Here is a 15907-nt window from a genome sequence, read left to right as displayed (position 1 = left end):
CCGCTGAAGTTGCCGTTGGTCTTGTACAGCCACAGCGCATCGATCGACAGGTAGCCCTGCAGATACGGCTGCTGGTCCACCGCGAACTGGATGTCGCCGTCCTCGATGGCGCCGACGAGCTCCTTGTTGAGGTCGAAGGTGGCGACCTTGGCCTTGCTGCCCGCGTCGGACACCGACTGCACCGATGTCAGGGCGAACGGCGCGCCGAGCGTGACCACGTAGTCGATCGACGAGTCCTGCTTGAGCTTGGCGGTGATCGTCGACTTCACCGACGGCATGTTGGTGCCGTTCACGTAGAGGTTCGTGGTCTTGCCCTTGAACGTCTTCTTCACACCCGCGCAGCGCGCTTCGAGGGCGACGTGGCCCTGCTCCTGGATGACACAGATGTTGTTCTTGGCGCCGAGTTCGTTGAGCTTCTCGCCGAAGGCCTCACCGGCGACGGTCTCGTCTTGGCCGAAGTACTCGAGGAGGCCCTGCTCCTTCCAGGCGTCGATGCCGCCGTTGAAGCCGACCACGGGGATGCCGGCCTTCTGTGCCTTGGCGACGGCGGCCTTCATGGCGTCCGGCTTGGCCAGGGTGATCGCGATGCCGTCGACCTTCTGGTCGATGGCGTTCTGGACCAGGTTGGCCTGCTTTGCGGAGTCGGGGTTGCTGGAGTAGACCAGCTCGACGTTGTCCTTGGCCGCTGCCGCCTCCGCCCCCTTGCGGATGAGGTCCCAGAAGGTGTCCCCGGGTGCCGCGTGCGTGATCATCGCGACCTTCATGCGGGGGGTGTTGGCCTTGCCGGCCGACGCGTTGTCCGCGTCCTCCTCGGCCTTCTTGCCGCCGGACTCACTGGAACAACCGGTGACTATCAGGGCTGCCGCGGCGGCCGCGGCGACGAGGGCGAATCTGCGGGAGCGGGGGCGAGACATGCGGTCCATCTTTCCGGCACCTCACTGTGCGACAGGGGGAAAGGGAGCAGGGGCCGACGGACCGGGCGAGGTGCCCGGGCCGTCTACCGACAAACTCGGCTGTGCTGTTGGGAGGGGATGTAAGTCCCTGACGGACCCCGCTGTCAATACTTTGTTAAGACATCATTTCACGATCACGTGAGAATGTAAGTACAAAGTATTGACATGGCCCGGTCCCGGTCTTACACCTAGGACACACCGGTCCCCTGCATCCCGCACCCCCGGAAGTCCGCATCCCAGCACGAGGAGCGACGCGTATGCCCGAGTCCTTCGACCTGATCACCATGGGTCGCATCGGGGTCGATCTCTACCCCCTGCAGACCGGCGTACCGCTCACGCGTGTCGAAACCTTCGGGAAGTTCCTCGGCGGTTCAGCGGCCAACGTGGCGGTCGCCGGGGCACGCCTCGGCCGCTCCACCGCGGTCGTCACCCGTACCGGCAATGATCCCTTCGGAGCCTATCTGCACCAGGCTCTCAAGGAGTTCGGGGTCGACGACCGCTGGGTCACCCCGGTCGACGCGTACCCGACGCCGGTCACGTTCTGCGAGATCTTCCCGCCGGACGACTTCCCGCTGTACTTCTACCGGCAGCCCAAGGCGCCCGACCTGGAGATACGCACCGATGAGCTGGACTTCTTCGCCGTCCGGGCGGCGAAGATCTTCTGGATCACGGGGACCGGCCTGAGCGAGGAGCCCAGCCGCTCCGCCACCCTCGCGGCCCTCAAGGCACGCGACAAGGCGGGCACCACCGTCTTCGACCTCGACTGGCGCCCCATGTTCTGGAAGGACCCCGCCGAGGCCCGCCCGTACTACGCAGAAGCCCTGCGGCACGTCACGGTCGCCGTCGGCAACCTCGACGAGTGCGAGGTCGCCACCGGTGTCCGCGAACCGCGTGCCTGCGCCGAGGCCCTGCTCGAAGCGGGCGTGGAACTGGCCGTCGTCAAGCAGGGCCCGAAGGGCGTCCTCGCCGTCCACCGCGACGGCACCACCGCCGAAGTGCCGCCCGTGCCCGTCGAGGTGGTCAACGGCCTCGGCGCGGGCGACGCGTTCGGCGGTGCGCTCTGCCACGGGCTGCTGGCCGGCTGGGAGCTGGAGAAGACGATGCGGTACGCCAACGCGGCCGGCGCCCTCGTCGCCTCCCGGCTCGCCTGCTCCTCCGCGATGCCGACCGCCGCCGAGGTCGAGCATCTCGTCGCCTCCCGCGGCTGACGCCGCCACCCCCTGAACGGAGCCAACCCTTGAGCATCACCATCCCCGACCTCGTCAGGGTGCGCGCCCGGCACCCGGAGGCGGTAGCCGAAGCGGCCGCCCGCCGTGTCCGACGCCCCCTCGTCGGCGACAGCGGCCGCCTCATGATCGTGGCCGCCGACCACCCGGCACGCGGCGCGCTCGGAGTCGGCGACCGCAGACTGGCCATGGCCAACCGCGCCGACCTGCTGGAGCGGCTGTGCATCGCGCTGTCCCGGCCTGGCGTGGACGGGGTGCTCGCCACCGCCGACATCCTGGAGGACCTGCTCCTGCTCGGCGCGCTGGAGAACAAGGTCGTCATGGGCTCCATGAACCGCGGCGGCCTGGCCGGCGCCGTCTTCGAGATGGACGACCGCTTCACCGGACACCGCGCCGAGGACATCGCCCGGCTGAACTTCGACGCCGGCAAGCTCCTCCTGCGCATCGACTACGACGACCCGGGTTCGCTGACCACCCTGGAGTCCACCGCCCGCGCCATAGACGACATGGCCGAGCACAGACTCCCGGTGTTCGTCGAGCCGTTCATCTCCCGCCGCGTCGAGGGAACGGTACGCAACGACCTCACCGCCGAGGCCGTGACCCGCTCCATCGCCATCGCCTCAGGCCTGGGCGGCACCTCCGCCTACACCTGGCTGAAACTTCCCGTCACCAGCGACCCGGACGACATGGCCGCGGCGCTGGAGACCTCGACCCTGCCCGCCGTCCTGCTGGGCGGCGAGGTCGGCAAGGACCAGGAGGGGGCGTACGAGAGATGGCGCAAGGCCCTGCGGCTGCCCACCGTCCAGGGCATGGTCGTCGGCCGGTCCCTGCTCTATCCCGCCGAGGGCAGCGTGGAGACCGCGGTGGACACCGCGGTCGGCCTGCTCTGACCGGAAGGACCTCCTCATGACCAGCGCACATCACCTGCCCTCGGGCAAGGCCGCGAGCGGCCCGTACGCAGTGGACGTCACCCCCGAGAGCGCCGACTGGGGCTACTCCAGCCTCCGCGTTCTCGAACTGCCGCCCGGCGGCACGCACTTGTTCACCGCCGGGGACAGCGAGTGGATCATGCTGTCGCTCGGCGGCGGCTGCACCGTCACCGTCACCGACGACTTCGGCCGCGAAGAGTACGAGCTGCACGGCCGCGCGAGCGTCTTCAGCGGCGTCAGCGACTTCGTATACGTACCGCGGGACGCGACCGCTACCCTCAGCTCGCCCGCCGGCGGCCGCTTCGCGCTCACCGGCGCCCGCTGCACCCGCCGGCTGCCGGCCCGCTACGGGCCCGCCGAGTCCGTCCCCGTCGAACTGCGCGGCACCGGCAACTGCTCCCGCAAGGTCCACAACTTCGGCGCGGCCGGGGTCTTCGAGTGCGACAAGCTCATCGCGGTCGAGGTGATCACCCCAGGCGGCAACTGGTCCTCGTACCCGCCGCACAAGCACGACGAGCACCGGCCCGGCGAGGAGTCCGAGCTGGAGGAGATCTACTACTTCGAGATCGCCGACCACGAGGGCACTCCCGGCCTCGGCTACCAGCGGGTCTCCCCCTCTGGCCAGGGAAGCGGCACGGACGTGCTTGCCGAGGTGCACGCCGGCGACGTCGTCCTGATCCCGGACGGCTGGCACGGCCCCTCCATGGCCGTGCCCGGCCACGACATGTACTACCTCAACGTCATGGCGGGCCCCGGCGCCGACCGGGCCTGGCTGATCTGCGACCACCCCGACCACGCCTGGATCCGCGACACCTGGCCCGGCCAGCCCGTCGACCCCCGGCTGACGACTCGATCCAACCCCCCGTCCCAGTGAGGAACCGATGAGCCGCTCCACCCTTCGCCTGACCGTCGCCCAGGCACTGGTGCGCTTCCTGGCCGCGCAGCACACCGAACGCGACGGCGTACGGCACCGGCTGATCGCCGGCACCTGGGGGATCTTCGGCCACGGCAACGTCGCCGGGATCGGCCAGGCGCTTCTCGAGGCCGGTGAGGAGGCCATGCCCTTCCACCAGGGCCGCAACGAACAGGCCATGGTGCACGCGGCGGTCGGATACGCCCGCCAGCTCAACCGGCTCTCCGCCCAGGCCGTCACCACCTCCATCGGCCCCGGAGCCACCAACCTCGTCACCGGCGCCGCCCTGGCCACGGTCAACCGGCTCCCGGTACTGCTCCTGCCCGGCGACTACTTCGCCACCCGCGCGGCCGACCCGCTGCTCCAGCAGCTGGAGCACCCCGTCGAAGCCGACCTGTCGGTCAACGACACGCTGCGCCCGGTCTCCCGCTACTTCGACCGGATCACCCGTCCCGAGGCCCTGATCCCCTCCGCCCTGAACGCGATGCGGGTCCTCGCCGACCCCGTCGAGACCGGCGCCGTCACCCTCGCCCTGCCGCAGGACGTGCAGGCCGAGGCGTTCGACTGGCCCGAGGAGTTCTTCGCCGAGCGGATCTGGCACGTACGCCGCCCGGCGCCCGAGCCGTCCGAGCTCGCGGCCGCCGCCGAAGCCGTACGAGCCGCCACACGCCCCCTGATCATCGCGGGCGGCGGAGTCCACCACAGCGAGGCCGAGCCGGCCCTCAAGGAGTTCGTGGAGGCCACCGGCATCCCGGTCGCGTCCACCCAGGCGGGCAAAGGCTCGCTGCGCCACGACCACCCGGCGGACCTCGGCGGCGTCGGCCACACCGGCACCGCCGTCGCCGACGACCTGGCCCGCACCGCCGACCTGGTCATCGGCGTCGGCACCCGCTACACCGACTTCACCACCGCCTCCGCCACGCTCTTCCAGAACCCGGACGTGCGGTTCGTCAACCTCAACGTCGCCGCCTTCGACGCCCACAAGCTGAGTGCGCGGATCCTGGTCGCCGACGCCCGCGCCGGACTGGGGGCGCTCACCGAGGCGCTGTCCGGCCACCGCGTGGACCCGGCGTACGAGGCCGAGTACCGCGCGGGCAAGGAGCGCTGGGCGCAGGTCGTGGACGCCGTGTACCGGGCGGACGACGAGCACGCGGTCCCCACCCAGACCCAGGTACTCGGCGCCCTGGACGCCGTGGTCGGAGACGACGACGTGGTGATCAACGCGGCCGGCTCGCTCCCCGGCGACCTGCACAAGCTCTGGCGTGCGCGAAGCCCGCGCCAGTACCACCTGGAATACGGCTACTCCTGCATGGGCTACGAGATCCCGGCCGGCATCGGCGTCCAGCAGGCCGCCCCCGGCACCCCCGTCTGGTCGCTGGTCGGCGACGGCACCTACCTCATGATGCCCACCGAGATCGTCACCGCGGTCCAGGAGGGCCTGCCCGTCAACCTGGTGCTGATCCAGAACCACGGGTACGCGTCCATCGGCGGCCTCTCCGAGGAGACCGGCGGCGAGCGGTTCGGCACCGCCTACCGCTACCGCGCCGCCGACGGCACCTTCACCGGCGCCCCGCTGCCCGTGGACCTGGCCGCCAACGCCGCCAGCCTCGGCATGGACGTCCTGCGCGCCAAGACCGTCCGCGAACTGCGCGACGCCCTGGCCACCGCCCGCGCCTCGGACCGCCCGACGTGCGTGTACGTCGAGACCGACCCGACGCCCACCGCCCCCGCCGCCGAGGCGTGGTGGGACGTACCGGTCGCCGAGGTCGCCTCCCGCGAGGCCGCCGCCCGCGCGCGCGAGACGTACGACAGTCGCGTCGCCGACCGCCGCCGCCACCTCTGACCTCCCCCGCTCACGAAAAGGACCCGCACTCATGAAGAACATCAACCACTGGATCGGCGGCAAGCCCGTCGAGGGCGCCTCCGGTCGCTTCGGCCCCGTCTACAACCCGGCCACGGGCGCCCAGGAGAAGCAGGTTCCCTTCGCCTCCGTGGACGAGGTGGACGCCGCCGTCGCCTCCGCGAAGGCCGCGTTCGAGAGCTGGGGGACCGCCTCGCTCGCCAAGCGCACTTCGGTCCTGTTCAAGTACCGCGAGCTGCTCGACGCGCACCGCGACGAGATCGCCGAGCTGATCACCGCCGAGCACGGCAAGGTGCACTCGGACGCGCTCGGCGAGGTCGCCCGGGGCATGGAGATCGTCGAACTGGCCTGCTCCGTCCCGCAGTTGGTGAAGGGCGAGCTGTCCACACAGGTATCCACCCGCGTCGACGTGGCCGCGATCCGCCAGCCGCTCGGAGTCGTCGCCGGCATCACGCCGTTCAACTTCCCGGCCATGGTGCCGATGTGGATGTTCCCGCTGGCCATCGCCTGCGGCAACACCTTCGTGCTCAAGCCGAGCGAGAAGGACCCGTCCGCCTCCTACCGGCTGGCGGAGCTCGCCTCCGAGGCCGGGCTGCCGGACGGAGTGCTGAACATCGTGCAGGGCGACAAGGTCGCCGTGGACCGGCTCCTCGAGCACCCGGACATCACGGCGGTCTCCTTCGTCGGCTCCACGCCCATCGCGAAGTACATCCAGATGAAGGGCATCGAGCACGGCAAGCGTGTACAGGCCCTCGGCGGCGCCAAGAACCACATGCTCGTGCTGCCCGACGCCGACCTGGACTTCGCCGCCGACCAGGCCATCAACGCCGCGTACGGCTCGGCCGGCGAGCGCTGCATGGCCGTGTCCGTCGTCGTCGCGGTCGGCGACACCGGCGACGAACTGGTCGGCAAGATCGCCGAACGGGCCAAGGGCCTGAAGATCGGCCCCGGCAGCGACGCGGCCAGCGAGATGGGCCCGCTGATCACCCGCGAGCACCGCGACAAGGTCGCGTCGTACGTCTCCGGCGCGGCAGCCCAGGGCGCCGAGGTCGTCGTGGACGGCACCGGCTACACCGTGCCGGGCCACGAGGACGGCTTCTTCCTCGGTGTCTCGCTCCTCGACAAGGTGCCGGTCACCGCGGACGCCTACAAGGACGAGATCTTCGGCCCGGTGCTGTGTGTGGTCCGCGCCGAGACGTACGACGAGGCCATCGCGCTGATCAACAGCTCGCGCTGGGGTAACGGCACCGCGATCTTCACCCGGGACGGCGGCGCCGCCCGCCGCTTCCAGCTGGAGGTCCAGGCGGGCATGGTCGGCGTGAACGTGCCGATCCCGGTGCCGGTCGGCTACCACTCCTTCGGCGGCTGGAAGGACTCCCTCTTCGGCGACCACCACATCTACGGCAACGACGGCATCGCCTTCTACACGCAGGGCAAGGTGATCACCACCCGCTGGCCCGACCCGGCCGACAGCGGCGGCATCAACCTCGGCTTCCCCAGCCACTCCTGACACGCTCCGACGGACACGCGAAGGGAAGGGCTCCCGTGGCAGAGACCGAAACCGCACGTCCGGCGACCGTCGCAGCGTTCGACAGCCTGGAGGTCGCCCTGGACCGGGGCAGCCCGATCCCGCTCTACTACCAGCTCGCCCAGCAGCTGGAGTCCGCGATCGAGCACGGGGCGCTCGCCCCGGGCAATCTGCTGGGCAACGAGGTGGACATCGCCGCGCGGCTCGGCCTGTCCCGGCCCACCGTCCGCCAGGCGATCCAGTCCCTGGTGGACAAGGGCCTGCTGGTGCGCCGCCGGGGCATCGGCACCCAGGTGGTGCACAGCCAGGTCCGGCGGTCGCTGGAGCTGAGCAGCCTGTACGACGACCTGGCGGCCGCCGGGCAGAGCCCGGCCACCCGGGTGCTGCGCAACGAGGTCCAGTCGGCCTCGGCGGAGGTCGCCGCGGCCCTCGGCATCCCCGAGGGCCGGGACGTCATCGTGCTCGAAAGGCTGCGCTCCACCCACGGCGAACCCGTCGCCCACCTGTGCAACTACCTGCCCGCCACGCTCCTCGACCTGGAGACCGAAAAGCTGGAGGCGACCGGCCTCTACCGGATGATGCGGGCCGCCGGAATCACCCTGCACAGCGCCCGCCAGACCGTCGGCGCCCGCTGCGCCACCGCCGAGGAGGGCCGCCTGCTCGACGAGCCGGAGGGAGCGGCGCTGCTCACCATGTGCCGCACGGCCTACGACGACACCGGGCGGGCCGTAGAGTACGGGACCCACGTCTACCGCGCTTCTCGCTACACCTTCGACTTCCAACTCCTCGTCCGCCCCTGATCGGGTGCGGCTGCCGGGGTCGGAATGCGGCCGCGGCGGTACGTTGGGCCCGTATCGCACGGGTGCAATGAGCGTGGGATACGGGAACGACCACTCCAAGGGACGGAGAGGGTCAGGGTGGCGACGAGCGAGGAGAGCGGCGTGGCGCGGCGGCGGTTCGACATGGCGGACGCCGCGGTGGTGCTGCTGGACGCGCGCACGGCGGTGACCGGCTGGTCCGGCGACGCCGAGCGGCTGTTCGGCTACCGCCGGGCCGAGGTCGTGGGCCGGACCGCGGCCGACCTCCTCATGCCCGAGGACGCCGCGCGGCTGCCGGATCTGACCCGCCGGTGCGTCGGCAGCGGCGATTGGACCGGACTCCTCGCGGTGCGGCACCGCGACGGGCACCCCGTCGTCACGTCGGTGCGGGTCGTCCCGGCCCTGGCGGCGGAGGGCGCGCCGCGCTGGGTGGTCCTGGCCGCCGACACGGCCGGCACCCCGGGCTGGGACATGAGCCGCACGGTGCTGGAGCGGATGGCCGCGCACTCGCCGATCGGCATAGCCATCGTGGACGCGGACCTGAGGTACGTGTGGTCGAACACGGCCCTGGAACAGTTCGGCGGCGGACCCGCGCACGAGCGGATCGGCAAACGGCTCGCGGACATCCAGCCCGGCCTGGACGCCGAGGCCCTCGAAGCGGTGATGCGCCAGGTCCTGGAGACCGGCGAGGCCGTCGTCGGCTACGAACACCTCGGTACGGTCCGGTCGGCGCCGCACCGGGACACGGCCCACGCGATGTCGTTCACGCGGCTCGAGGACGACCACGACAACCCCATCGGCGTGTACTACACGGTGGTCGACGTCACCGAGCGCTACCGGGCCCGCGAGCGGCTCACCCTCCTGGACCAGGCGGGCAAGCGCATCGGCCGCACCCTCGACGTCATGACCACCGCCCAGGAACTGGCCGACGTCGCCGTGCCGGGACTCGCCGACTTCGTCGCCGTCGATCTGCTGGAGACCGTCCTCGAAGGGGGCGAGCCCCTTCCCGGGCCGTTGAACGAGACGGAGCCCGTGCCGCTGCGGCGGGCCGGCCAGCAGTCCGTGAACGAGGGTGCCCCGGAAGCCGTCGTCGACGTGGGACAGGTGGCGAGCTACCTCGCCGGGGTGCCCCCGATCCGCTGTCTGACGAGCGGCAGGTCGTGGATCGAGCAGCGGCTCGATCCGCTGGCCAGGGAATGGTCCAACAGCGGACCGGGCGGCAGGGCGGCCACCTTCCTCGACCTCGGACTGCACACGGTGATGATCGTCCCGATCCGGGCACGCGGCACCACGCTCGGCATCACCACCTTCTTCCGGCGCCGCCGCCAGGACCCCTTCGACGAGGACGACCTGGGCCTGGCCGAGGAGTTCGTCGCCCGCGCCGCCCTGTGCCTCGACAACGCCCGCCGCTACACCCGGGAACGCGACGCGGCCCTCGTACTGCAACGCCATCTCCTGCCGCACCGGCTCCCCGAGCAGGACGCGATGGAGGTCGCCGCCTGCTACCGGCCCGCCGACGAACTGACAGGCCTCGGCGGAGACTGGTTCGACGTCATCCCGCTGTCGGGCGCGCGGGTCGCCCTCGTGGTCGGCGACGTGGTCGGCCACGGCATCGAGGCCGCCGCGGCCATGGGCCGGCTCCGGGCCGCCGTACAGACCCTCGCCGATCTGGACCTGCCGCCCGAGGAGGTCCTCGCCCACCTCGACGACCTGGTCGACCGGGCCGACTACGAGGACGACCCCGCGGCGGCCCCGCGCGCCGACGGCGCACGGGCGAAGGGCGCCAGCTGCCTGTACGCGGTGTACGACCCGGTCGCCGGCCGGTGCTCCATGGCCGCCGCGGGCCACGGACTGCCCGCGATCGTCGCCCCGGACGGCACGGTCGACTTCCCCGAACTGCCCCCAGGACCCGCACTCGGCGTCGCCGGCCCGCCCTTCGAGTCGGTCGAACTGCCGCTCGCGGAAGGCAGCGTGCTCGCCCTGTGCACCGACGGCCTGCTCGCCGCCGAGGGGCCCGCGCCGCAGCGGGACGCGGCCGCCGACCGGGAGCGGCTGCGCCGCGTACTCGAGCGGCGGGCACCCACCCTCGACGAGCGCTGCCAGACCGTGGTCGATTCCCTGGTCCCGGCACGCCCGCCGGACGACGTGGTGCTGCTGATGGCCCGCGCCCGCCTCCTGCCGGCGGAACGGATGGTGTCCTGGGACCTGCCCATCGACCCCGCGGCCGTCGCCGACGTCCGCAAGCGGACCTCACGGCAGCTGTGCGAATGGGGCCTCGACGAGCTGACTTTCACCACCGAACTCGTCGTCAGCGAACTCGTCACCAACGCGATCCGGCACGCCTCCGGACCGATCAGGCTGCGGCTGATCATGTCGCGGGCCCTGGTCTGCGAGGTCTGGGACGCCAGCCCCACCGCCCCGCACCTGCGCCATCCGAAGACGACCGACGAGGGCGGCCGCGGGCTGTTCCTGATCTCCCAGTTCACGCAGCGCTGGGGGACCCGCTACACCCAGGACGGCAAGATCATCTGGACCGAGCAGTCACTGGAGGGTCCGGAGATCTGAGCCGAGCGATTGCTGGGCTCGTCCGGTGCGGTACCGCGCCCCGTAAGGGGCGCGGGGAACTGCGCGACCAGCCACGACGGCCCCGCAGACGACCGACGGACCATCGCGGCACTTCCAGCGGAGCGCTTGGGTCGCGCGACACGTTTCGCCACGCGAATCATGCCTAACGGGGTGGCGCGTCACTTTTGTCGCATAGTGCGTCCGGAGGTCGAACCCGGACAGGCCGTCCGCGCGCCCCCGCGGTCCGCCTCCTCGTGCCCGCACCCAACGAGGAGTGACACCCCATGTCCGACACCTTCGACACCGTGTCCCGGCGGTCCGCCCTGCGTCTGCTGGGCGGCGCGACCGCCGTCGCCCTGGCCGCGACCGCGGGGCTCCCGTCCCTCGCGCACGCGGCCGCCGCCCGGCGGGAGCCGGCCGCGGGCCCCCGCGTCGAGAGACTCGTCGCGCGCCTCACCCTGGACGAGAAGATCTCCCTGCTGCACGGCGCCACCGACCCGAAGGACCTCGGCCAGGCCGGCTACGTCCCCGGCGTCGAGCGGCTCGGCATCCCGCCGCTGCGCCTCGCCGACGGCCCCGCCGGAGTCCGCGTCAAACAGCACGCCACCGCCCTGCCCGCCCCCGTCCTGCTCGCCGCCGCCTTCGACCCCGAACTCGCCCACCGCTACGGCCAGGTCATCGGTCGCGAGGGCCGCGCCCTCGGCCAGGACGTGCTGCTCTCCCCGATGGTCAACCTCATCCGCACCCCGTACGCGGGCCGCAACTTCGAGACCTTCAGCGAGGACCCGCTGCTCTCCGCCGACCTCGTGGCCGAGGAGATCAAGGGCATCCAGAGCGAGGGCCTCATCGCGACGGTCAAGCACTACGCGGCGAACAACCAGGAGAAGGACCGCGACTCCATCGACGTACGCGTCGACGAGCGGACCCTCAGCGAGGTCGAACTGCGCGCCTTCGAGTCCGCCGTCCGCGCCGGCACCCGCGCGGTCATGGGCGCCTACAACAAGGTCAACGGCACCTACGCCTGCGAGAACCGGGAACTCCTCACCGGCATCCTCCGCGACCGCTGGGGCTTCCGGGGCTGGGTGATGACCGACTGGCACGCGGCCCACAGCACCGTCGCCGCGCTCACCGCGGGCCTCGACATGGAGATGCCGAACGACAAGTACTTCGGGGCAGCCCTGAAGACCGCCGTCGAGAACGGCAGCGTGTCCGAGGGGTACGTCGACCGGGCCGTACGCCGGATCCTGACCGCGATGGACGAGTTCGGCCTGCTCGACGGCAGCGCACCGCCCCGCCCGGACCGGAACCCGGCGGCGGGCGCGGCGGTCGCCCTGGAGGTCGCCAAGGCGGGCGCCACCCTCCTGCGCAACGAGAACGGCATCCTGCCCCTGACCGGCGAGGCCGCCCGCAGCATCGCCGTCGTCGGCCCCACCGGCTCGCTCCCCTTCGTCAGCGGCGGCGGCAGCGCCCACGTTGTCCCCGACCACGCCGACAGCCCGCTCACCGCGATCAAGTCCCGTGCGGGACAAGGCGCCCAGGTGTCGTACGCGCTCGGCGAGGACCTCTTCGGCAAGCCCCTGCCCATGGGCGCGCTCTCGGCGGACATCGATGCGGAGGGCCAGCGGGTCGCCGCCGGAAAGACCTGGACCTGCGACGGCACCCTCACCGTCGAGGACGACGACGAGTGGACCTTCGTCATCCACTACTCGGGTACGCGGCCCAAGGTGCTCTTCGACGGCGTCGAACTCTTCCCGGTGAGGGCCGGACTCGCCGAGCACTTCACCGGCGGCCTGGTCTCGGCCGCGCCCGACGGGCTCGCGGTGCGCCGCAAGACACTCGACCTCGCCGCGGGCACGCACAAGATCGAGATCACCGCGAAGGGCGGCGCCGAGGGGCAGGTGTTCAGGCTGCGGCGCGTCACCGGGGCGACCCGCGCCCAGGACGTCGCCAAGGCCGTGAAGTCAGCGCGCGCCGCACACAGCGTCGTCCTGTTCGCGTACGAGGACGCCACCGAGAACCAGGACCGCACGACCCTCGTGCTTCCCGGCCACCAGACACACCTGATCGAGGCGGTGACGGCGGCGAATCCCCGTACGGTCGTCGTCCTCAACACCTCGTCCTCGACGTCGATGCCGTGGCTGCGGCGCGCCGCAGCCGTGCTGCAGATGTACTACCCGGGCCAGGAGGGCGCGGCCGCCACCGCCGCCGTGCTGTTCGGGGACTGCGATCCCGGTGGGCGGCTCACCCAGTCCTTCCCGGTGGACGACGACCACCATCCGGTCGCGGGCGACCCGCGCCGCTACCCGGGCGTGAACGGCGTCGAGGAGTACTCGGAGGGCGTCCGCGTCGGCCACCGCTGGTACGACGCCGAGGGCGTGCGGCCGCTGTTCCCGTTCGGGTACGGCCTCTCGTACACCTCCTTCGCGTACGAGGGGCTGCGGGTGGAGCGGACGGGGGCCGGGCTGGCGGTGGCCTTCACCGTGCGGAACACGGGACAGCGAGACGGTGTCGACATCCCGCAGGTCTATGTGGGCCCCTCGCCGGATCTCCAAGTCGACCAGGCGGTACGGGTGTTGGGCGGCTATCAGCGGCTCCGGCTGGAGGCGGGGGAGTCGCGGCGGGTCACCGTGCGCGTCGACGAGCGCACGCTCTCCTCCTGGGACGCGCGGCGGCACGGCTGGGTGCTCGGGACCGGGCGGCGGACCGTGTGGGTGGGGGCCTCCTCGCGTGAGCTGCGGCTGAGCGGGACGGTTGATGTGTGAGCGGCCGACGAGACTCTGTGGTGTCGGAGTGACCGGGTAGGCTTCCCGGCGTGTGCTCGCGGCCGAGCACACGCCGGGTCGGGCCCGGCTCGCGGTGAATCGGGAGGACCAGGCGTTGCACGTCCAGGAATGGCTAGAGACCGTGCCTGCGGTCAGTATCTACGTGCTGGTGGGCGTGGTCATCGGCCTGGAGAGCCTGGGCATTCCGCTGCCGGGCGAGATCATCCTCGTCTCCTCGGCGCTGCTCGCCTCCCAGCACGGTGACATCAACCCCGTCATCCTCGGCACCTGCGCGACCGCCGGAGCGATCATCGGGGACTCCATCGGCTACGCCATCGGCCGCAAGGGCGGACGACCACTGCTGGCCTGGCTCGGCGGGAAATTCCCCAGGCACTTCAGCGAGGGCCATATCGCCACCGCCGAGAAGTCCTTCGAGAAGTGGGGCATGTGGGCGGTGTTCTTCGGCCGCTTCGTCGCCCTGCTGCGGATCTTCGCGGGCCCGCTCGCCGGTGTGCTGCGCATGCCGTACTGGAAGTTCCTCACCGCCAACGTCCTCGGCGGAATCCTCTGGGCCGGCGGCACCACGGCGGTCATCTACTACGTCGGCGTGGTCGCCGAGTCCTGGCTCAAGCGCTTCTCCTGGCTCGGCCTGGTGGTCGCCCTGCTCATCGGCGTCACCTCGATGCTGCTCCTCAAGCGCAAGGCGAAGAAGGTCACGGCGGAAAACGAGGCCGCGAAGACGACGACCGAGCGGGAGCCGGTCCCGGCGGCCGACTGATTGGGTGAGGGGCCGCCGCGCCCGTCAGGGCCGCGGCGGCCCCTCAGGGGCGCGGGGAACTGCGCGACCAGCCACAAACAACCCGCAGACCGCCGACGACCGCTACCCCTCGTGAGCTGCCCGGTGCTCCCGAGCCAGTGCCACGTACAACGTGCCGTTGAGCGAGATGCCCTCGCGCTCTTCCGCGGTCAGCTCCCGCTTCACCTTGGCCGGCACGCCCGCCACGAGTGAGCCCGGAGGCACCCGCATACCCTGCGGCACCAACGCCTGTGCGGCGACAAGCGAACCCGCACCGATCACCGCCCCATTGAGCACCGTCGCCCCTATCCCGATCAGACAGTCGTCCTCGACCGTCGCGCCGTGCAGCACGGCGTTGTGGCCGATGGAGACCCGCTCTCCGACGGTGATCGGGAAGCCCGGGTCGACGTGCAGCGTGCAGTTGTCCTGGACGTTGCTGTCCGCCCCGATGACGATCGGCCCGCAGTCGGCCCGCAGCACCGCCCCGTACCAGACGCTCGCGCCCGGGTGCAGCGTCACCTCGCCGAGCACCACGGACGTCGGGGCGGTGAACGCGTCCTGATCCACCTTCGGATCCTTGCCGCCCACGCCCGCGATCAGCGCCTTGTGCGTCATCGACGTCTCCTTGTTCTCGTTGGTACCGGCACCGTAAGGGATCGGGCCACGGCTCGGTGGGGCGAAGATCACAGCCGTACGACCTCTTGGGCGGACATCACGCTGAGTACGGTGAGCGGGTGCCCAAGCGCAAGAACGCGTTCTCATCCTGGCGGCGCCGCCTGGTCCAGCGTGCCGTCCATACAGGCTGGGCCTGGGTGCAGCAGACGGGCGCGGTGACCGCCGAGCGGCCCGGGCGGCTGCGCTTCGGCGCGATGGGAACGGGTACCAGGCTCGCCTTCCCGCAGGGCACGGTCTTCGGCGAGCCGTGGATCCACCTCGGCGACCACTGCATCATCGCCGAACAGGTCACCCTGACCGCCGGGTTGATGCCCGACCTCGACCTCGGCCCTGACCCCATCCTCCGCATAGGCAACGGCGTCGTCCTCGGCCGCGGCAGCCATGTCATCGCCGACACGAGGGTCACGATCGGCAGCGACTGCTACTTCGGGCCGTATGTGTACGTGACGTCCACGAACCACTCGTACGACGACCCCCACGAGCCCATCGGCAAACAGTGGCCGCGGATGGAACCGGTGGAGATCGGCCCCGGCTGCTGGATCGGCACGGGTGCGGTGATCCTGCCGGGAGCGCGGATCGGGCGGAACGTCGTGGTGGCGGCCGGTGCGGTGGTACGCGGCGTCGTACCCGACCACGCGGTGGTGGCCGGAGCGCCGGCGCGGGTCGTACGACGCTGGACGCCCGGCGACGGATGGCAGCCGCCGCTGCGTACACCGGCGCCGGTGCCGATTCCCGACGGCGTCACGCCGGAGCAGTTGCTGGCGTTGACGGAGCTGGACGCGGACGGCATCGCACGGCTGCGGGCCGCCGAGGGCGCCCATGAGGACGTACGCGCCGACTCCTGACGAGGGCCCTTCTGACCCTAAGCGGTCTTGGGTGAA

General features: G+C 71.4%; 12 protein-coding genes. 10 read left to right on the top strand and 2 right to left on the bottom strand.

Going from position 1 to position 15907, the window contains the following annotated elements:
- Window positions 1-923: substrate-binding domain-containing protein (locus GAS53_RS02120; protein WP_151475807.1), on the bottom strand; the 923-nt coding region annotated here is incomplete at its 3' end.
- Window positions 924-1210: 287 nt separating this feature from the next.
- Between GAS53_RS02120 and iolC the strand changes: the two genes are divergently transcribed.
- The 9 genes from iolC (at window position 1211) to GAS53_RS02075 (ending at window position 14333) form a co-directional block, all read left to right on the top strand.
- Complete coding sequence (gene iolC / locus GAS53_RS02115; RefSeq protein ID WP_151475650.1) at window positions 1211-2161, top strand: 5-dehydro-2-deoxygluconokinase; 951 nt, start codon at window positions 1211-1213, stop codon at window positions 2159-2161.
- Between the two features lie 29 nt (window positions 2162-2190).
- Window positions 2191-3069, top strand: coding sequence for a Cgl0159 family (beta/alpha)8-fold protein (locus GAS53_RS02110; protein ID WP_151475649.1), 879 nt, complete (start codon window positions 2191-2193; stop codon window positions 3067-3069).
- A gap of 16 nt (window positions 3070-3085) precedes the next feature.
- On the top strand, window positions 3086-3982 hold the full coding sequence (iolB, locus tag GAS53_RS02105; protein WP_151475648.1) for a 5-deoxy-glucuronate isomerase: 897 nt from the start codon (window positions 3086-3088) through the stop codon (window positions 3980-3982).
- A gap of 7 nt (window positions 3983-3989) precedes the next feature.
- Window positions 3990-5864 (top strand): 3D-(3,5/4)-trihydroxycyclohexane-1,2-dione acylhydrolase (decyclizing), encoded by a 1875-nt coding sequence (iolD, locus tag GAS53_RS02100; protein ID WP_151475647.1) that lies wholly within the window; start codon window positions 3990-3992, stop codon window positions 5862-5864.
- Between the two features lie 31 nt (window positions 5865-5895).
- Window positions 5896-7392 carry a CoA-acylating methylmalonate-semialdehyde dehydrogenase gene (locus GAS53_RS02095; protein WP_151475646.1) on the top strand — a complete coding sequence of 499 codons (1497 nt, stop codon included), beginning with the start codon at window positions 5896-5898 and terminating at the stop codon, window positions 7390-7392.
- Window positions 7393-7427: 35 nt separating this feature from the next.
- Window positions 7428-8210: a GntR family transcriptional regulator gene (locus tag GAS53_RS02090; RefSeq protein WP_151475645.1), complete on the top strand. Its 783-nt coding sequence runs from the start codon at window positions 7428-7430 to the stop codon at window positions 8208-8210.
- Between the two features lie 117 nt (window positions 8211-8327).
- Window positions 8328-10793: a SpoIIE family protein phosphatase gene (locus tag GAS53_RS02085; protein WP_151475644.1), complete on the top strand. Its 2466-nt coding sequence runs from the start codon at window positions 8328-8330 to the stop codon at window positions 10791-10793.
- 284 nt (window positions 10794-11077) lie between these two features.
- Window positions 11078-13555, top strand: coding sequence for a beta-glucosidase family protein (locus tag GAS53_RS02080; protein ID WP_151475643.1), 2478 nt, complete (start codon window positions 11078-11080; stop codon window positions 13553-13555).
- A 115-nt stretch (window positions 13556-13670) separates the two neighbouring features.
- Entirely contained in the window at window positions 13671-14333 is a 663-nt protein-coding gene (locus GAS53_RS02075; protein ID WP_151475642.1) for a DedA family protein, read from the top strand.
- 102 nt (window positions 14334-14435) lie between these two features.
- On the opposite strand, the gene GAS53_RS02070 is transcribed toward GAS53_RS02075, so the two are convergent.
- Window positions 14436-14966 (bottom strand): gamma carbonic anhydrase family protein, encoded by a 531-nt coding sequence (locus tag GAS53_RS02070; protein ID WP_151475641.1) that lies wholly within the window; start codon window positions 14964-14966, stop codon window positions 14436-14438.
- Between the two features lie 119 nt (window positions 14967-15085).
- Between GAS53_RS02070 and GAS53_RS02065 the strand changes: the two genes are divergently transcribed.
- Complete coding sequence (locus tag GAS53_RS02065; protein ID WP_151475640.1) at window positions 15086-15871, top strand: acyltransferase; 786 nt, start codon at window positions 15086-15088, stop codon at window positions 15869-15871.
- Window positions 15872-15907 lie beyond the last annotated feature (36 nt).

The sequence above is a fragment of the Streptomyces albicerus genome, assembly GCF_008905045.1.
GTDB lineage: Bacteria > Actinomycetota > Actinomycetes > Streptomycetales > Streptomycetaceae > Streptomyces > Streptomyces albicerus.
The sequence above is the reverse complement of the archived record's forward strand: the minus strand, read 5'-3'. Positions and strand labels throughout refer to the sequence as shown.

Coding starts and splice junctions, on each gene's coding strand:
- GAS53_RS02080 (WP_151475643.1), top strand. CDS start 11,078: ATGTCCGACACCTTCGACACCGTGTCCCGGCGGTCCGCCCTGCGTCTG.
- iolC (WP_151475650.1), top strand. CDS start 1,211: ATGCCCGAGTCCTTCGACCTGATCACCATGGGTCGCATCGGGGTCGAT.
- iolD (WP_151475647.1), top strand. CDS start 3,990: ATGAGCCGCTCCACCCTTCGCCTGACCGTCGCCCAGGCACTGGTGCGC.
- iolB (WP_151475648.1), top strand. CDS start 3,086: ATGACCAGCGCACATCACCTGCCCTCGGGCAAGGCCGCGAGCGGCCCG.
- GAS53_RS02095 (WP_151475646.1), top strand. CDS start 5,896: ATGAAGAACATCAACCACTGGATCGGCGGCAAGCCCGTCGAGGGCGCC.
- GAS53_RS02070 (WP_151475641.1), bottom strand. CDS start 14,966: ATGACGCACAAGGCGCTGATCGCGGGCGTGGGCGGCAAGGATCCGAAG.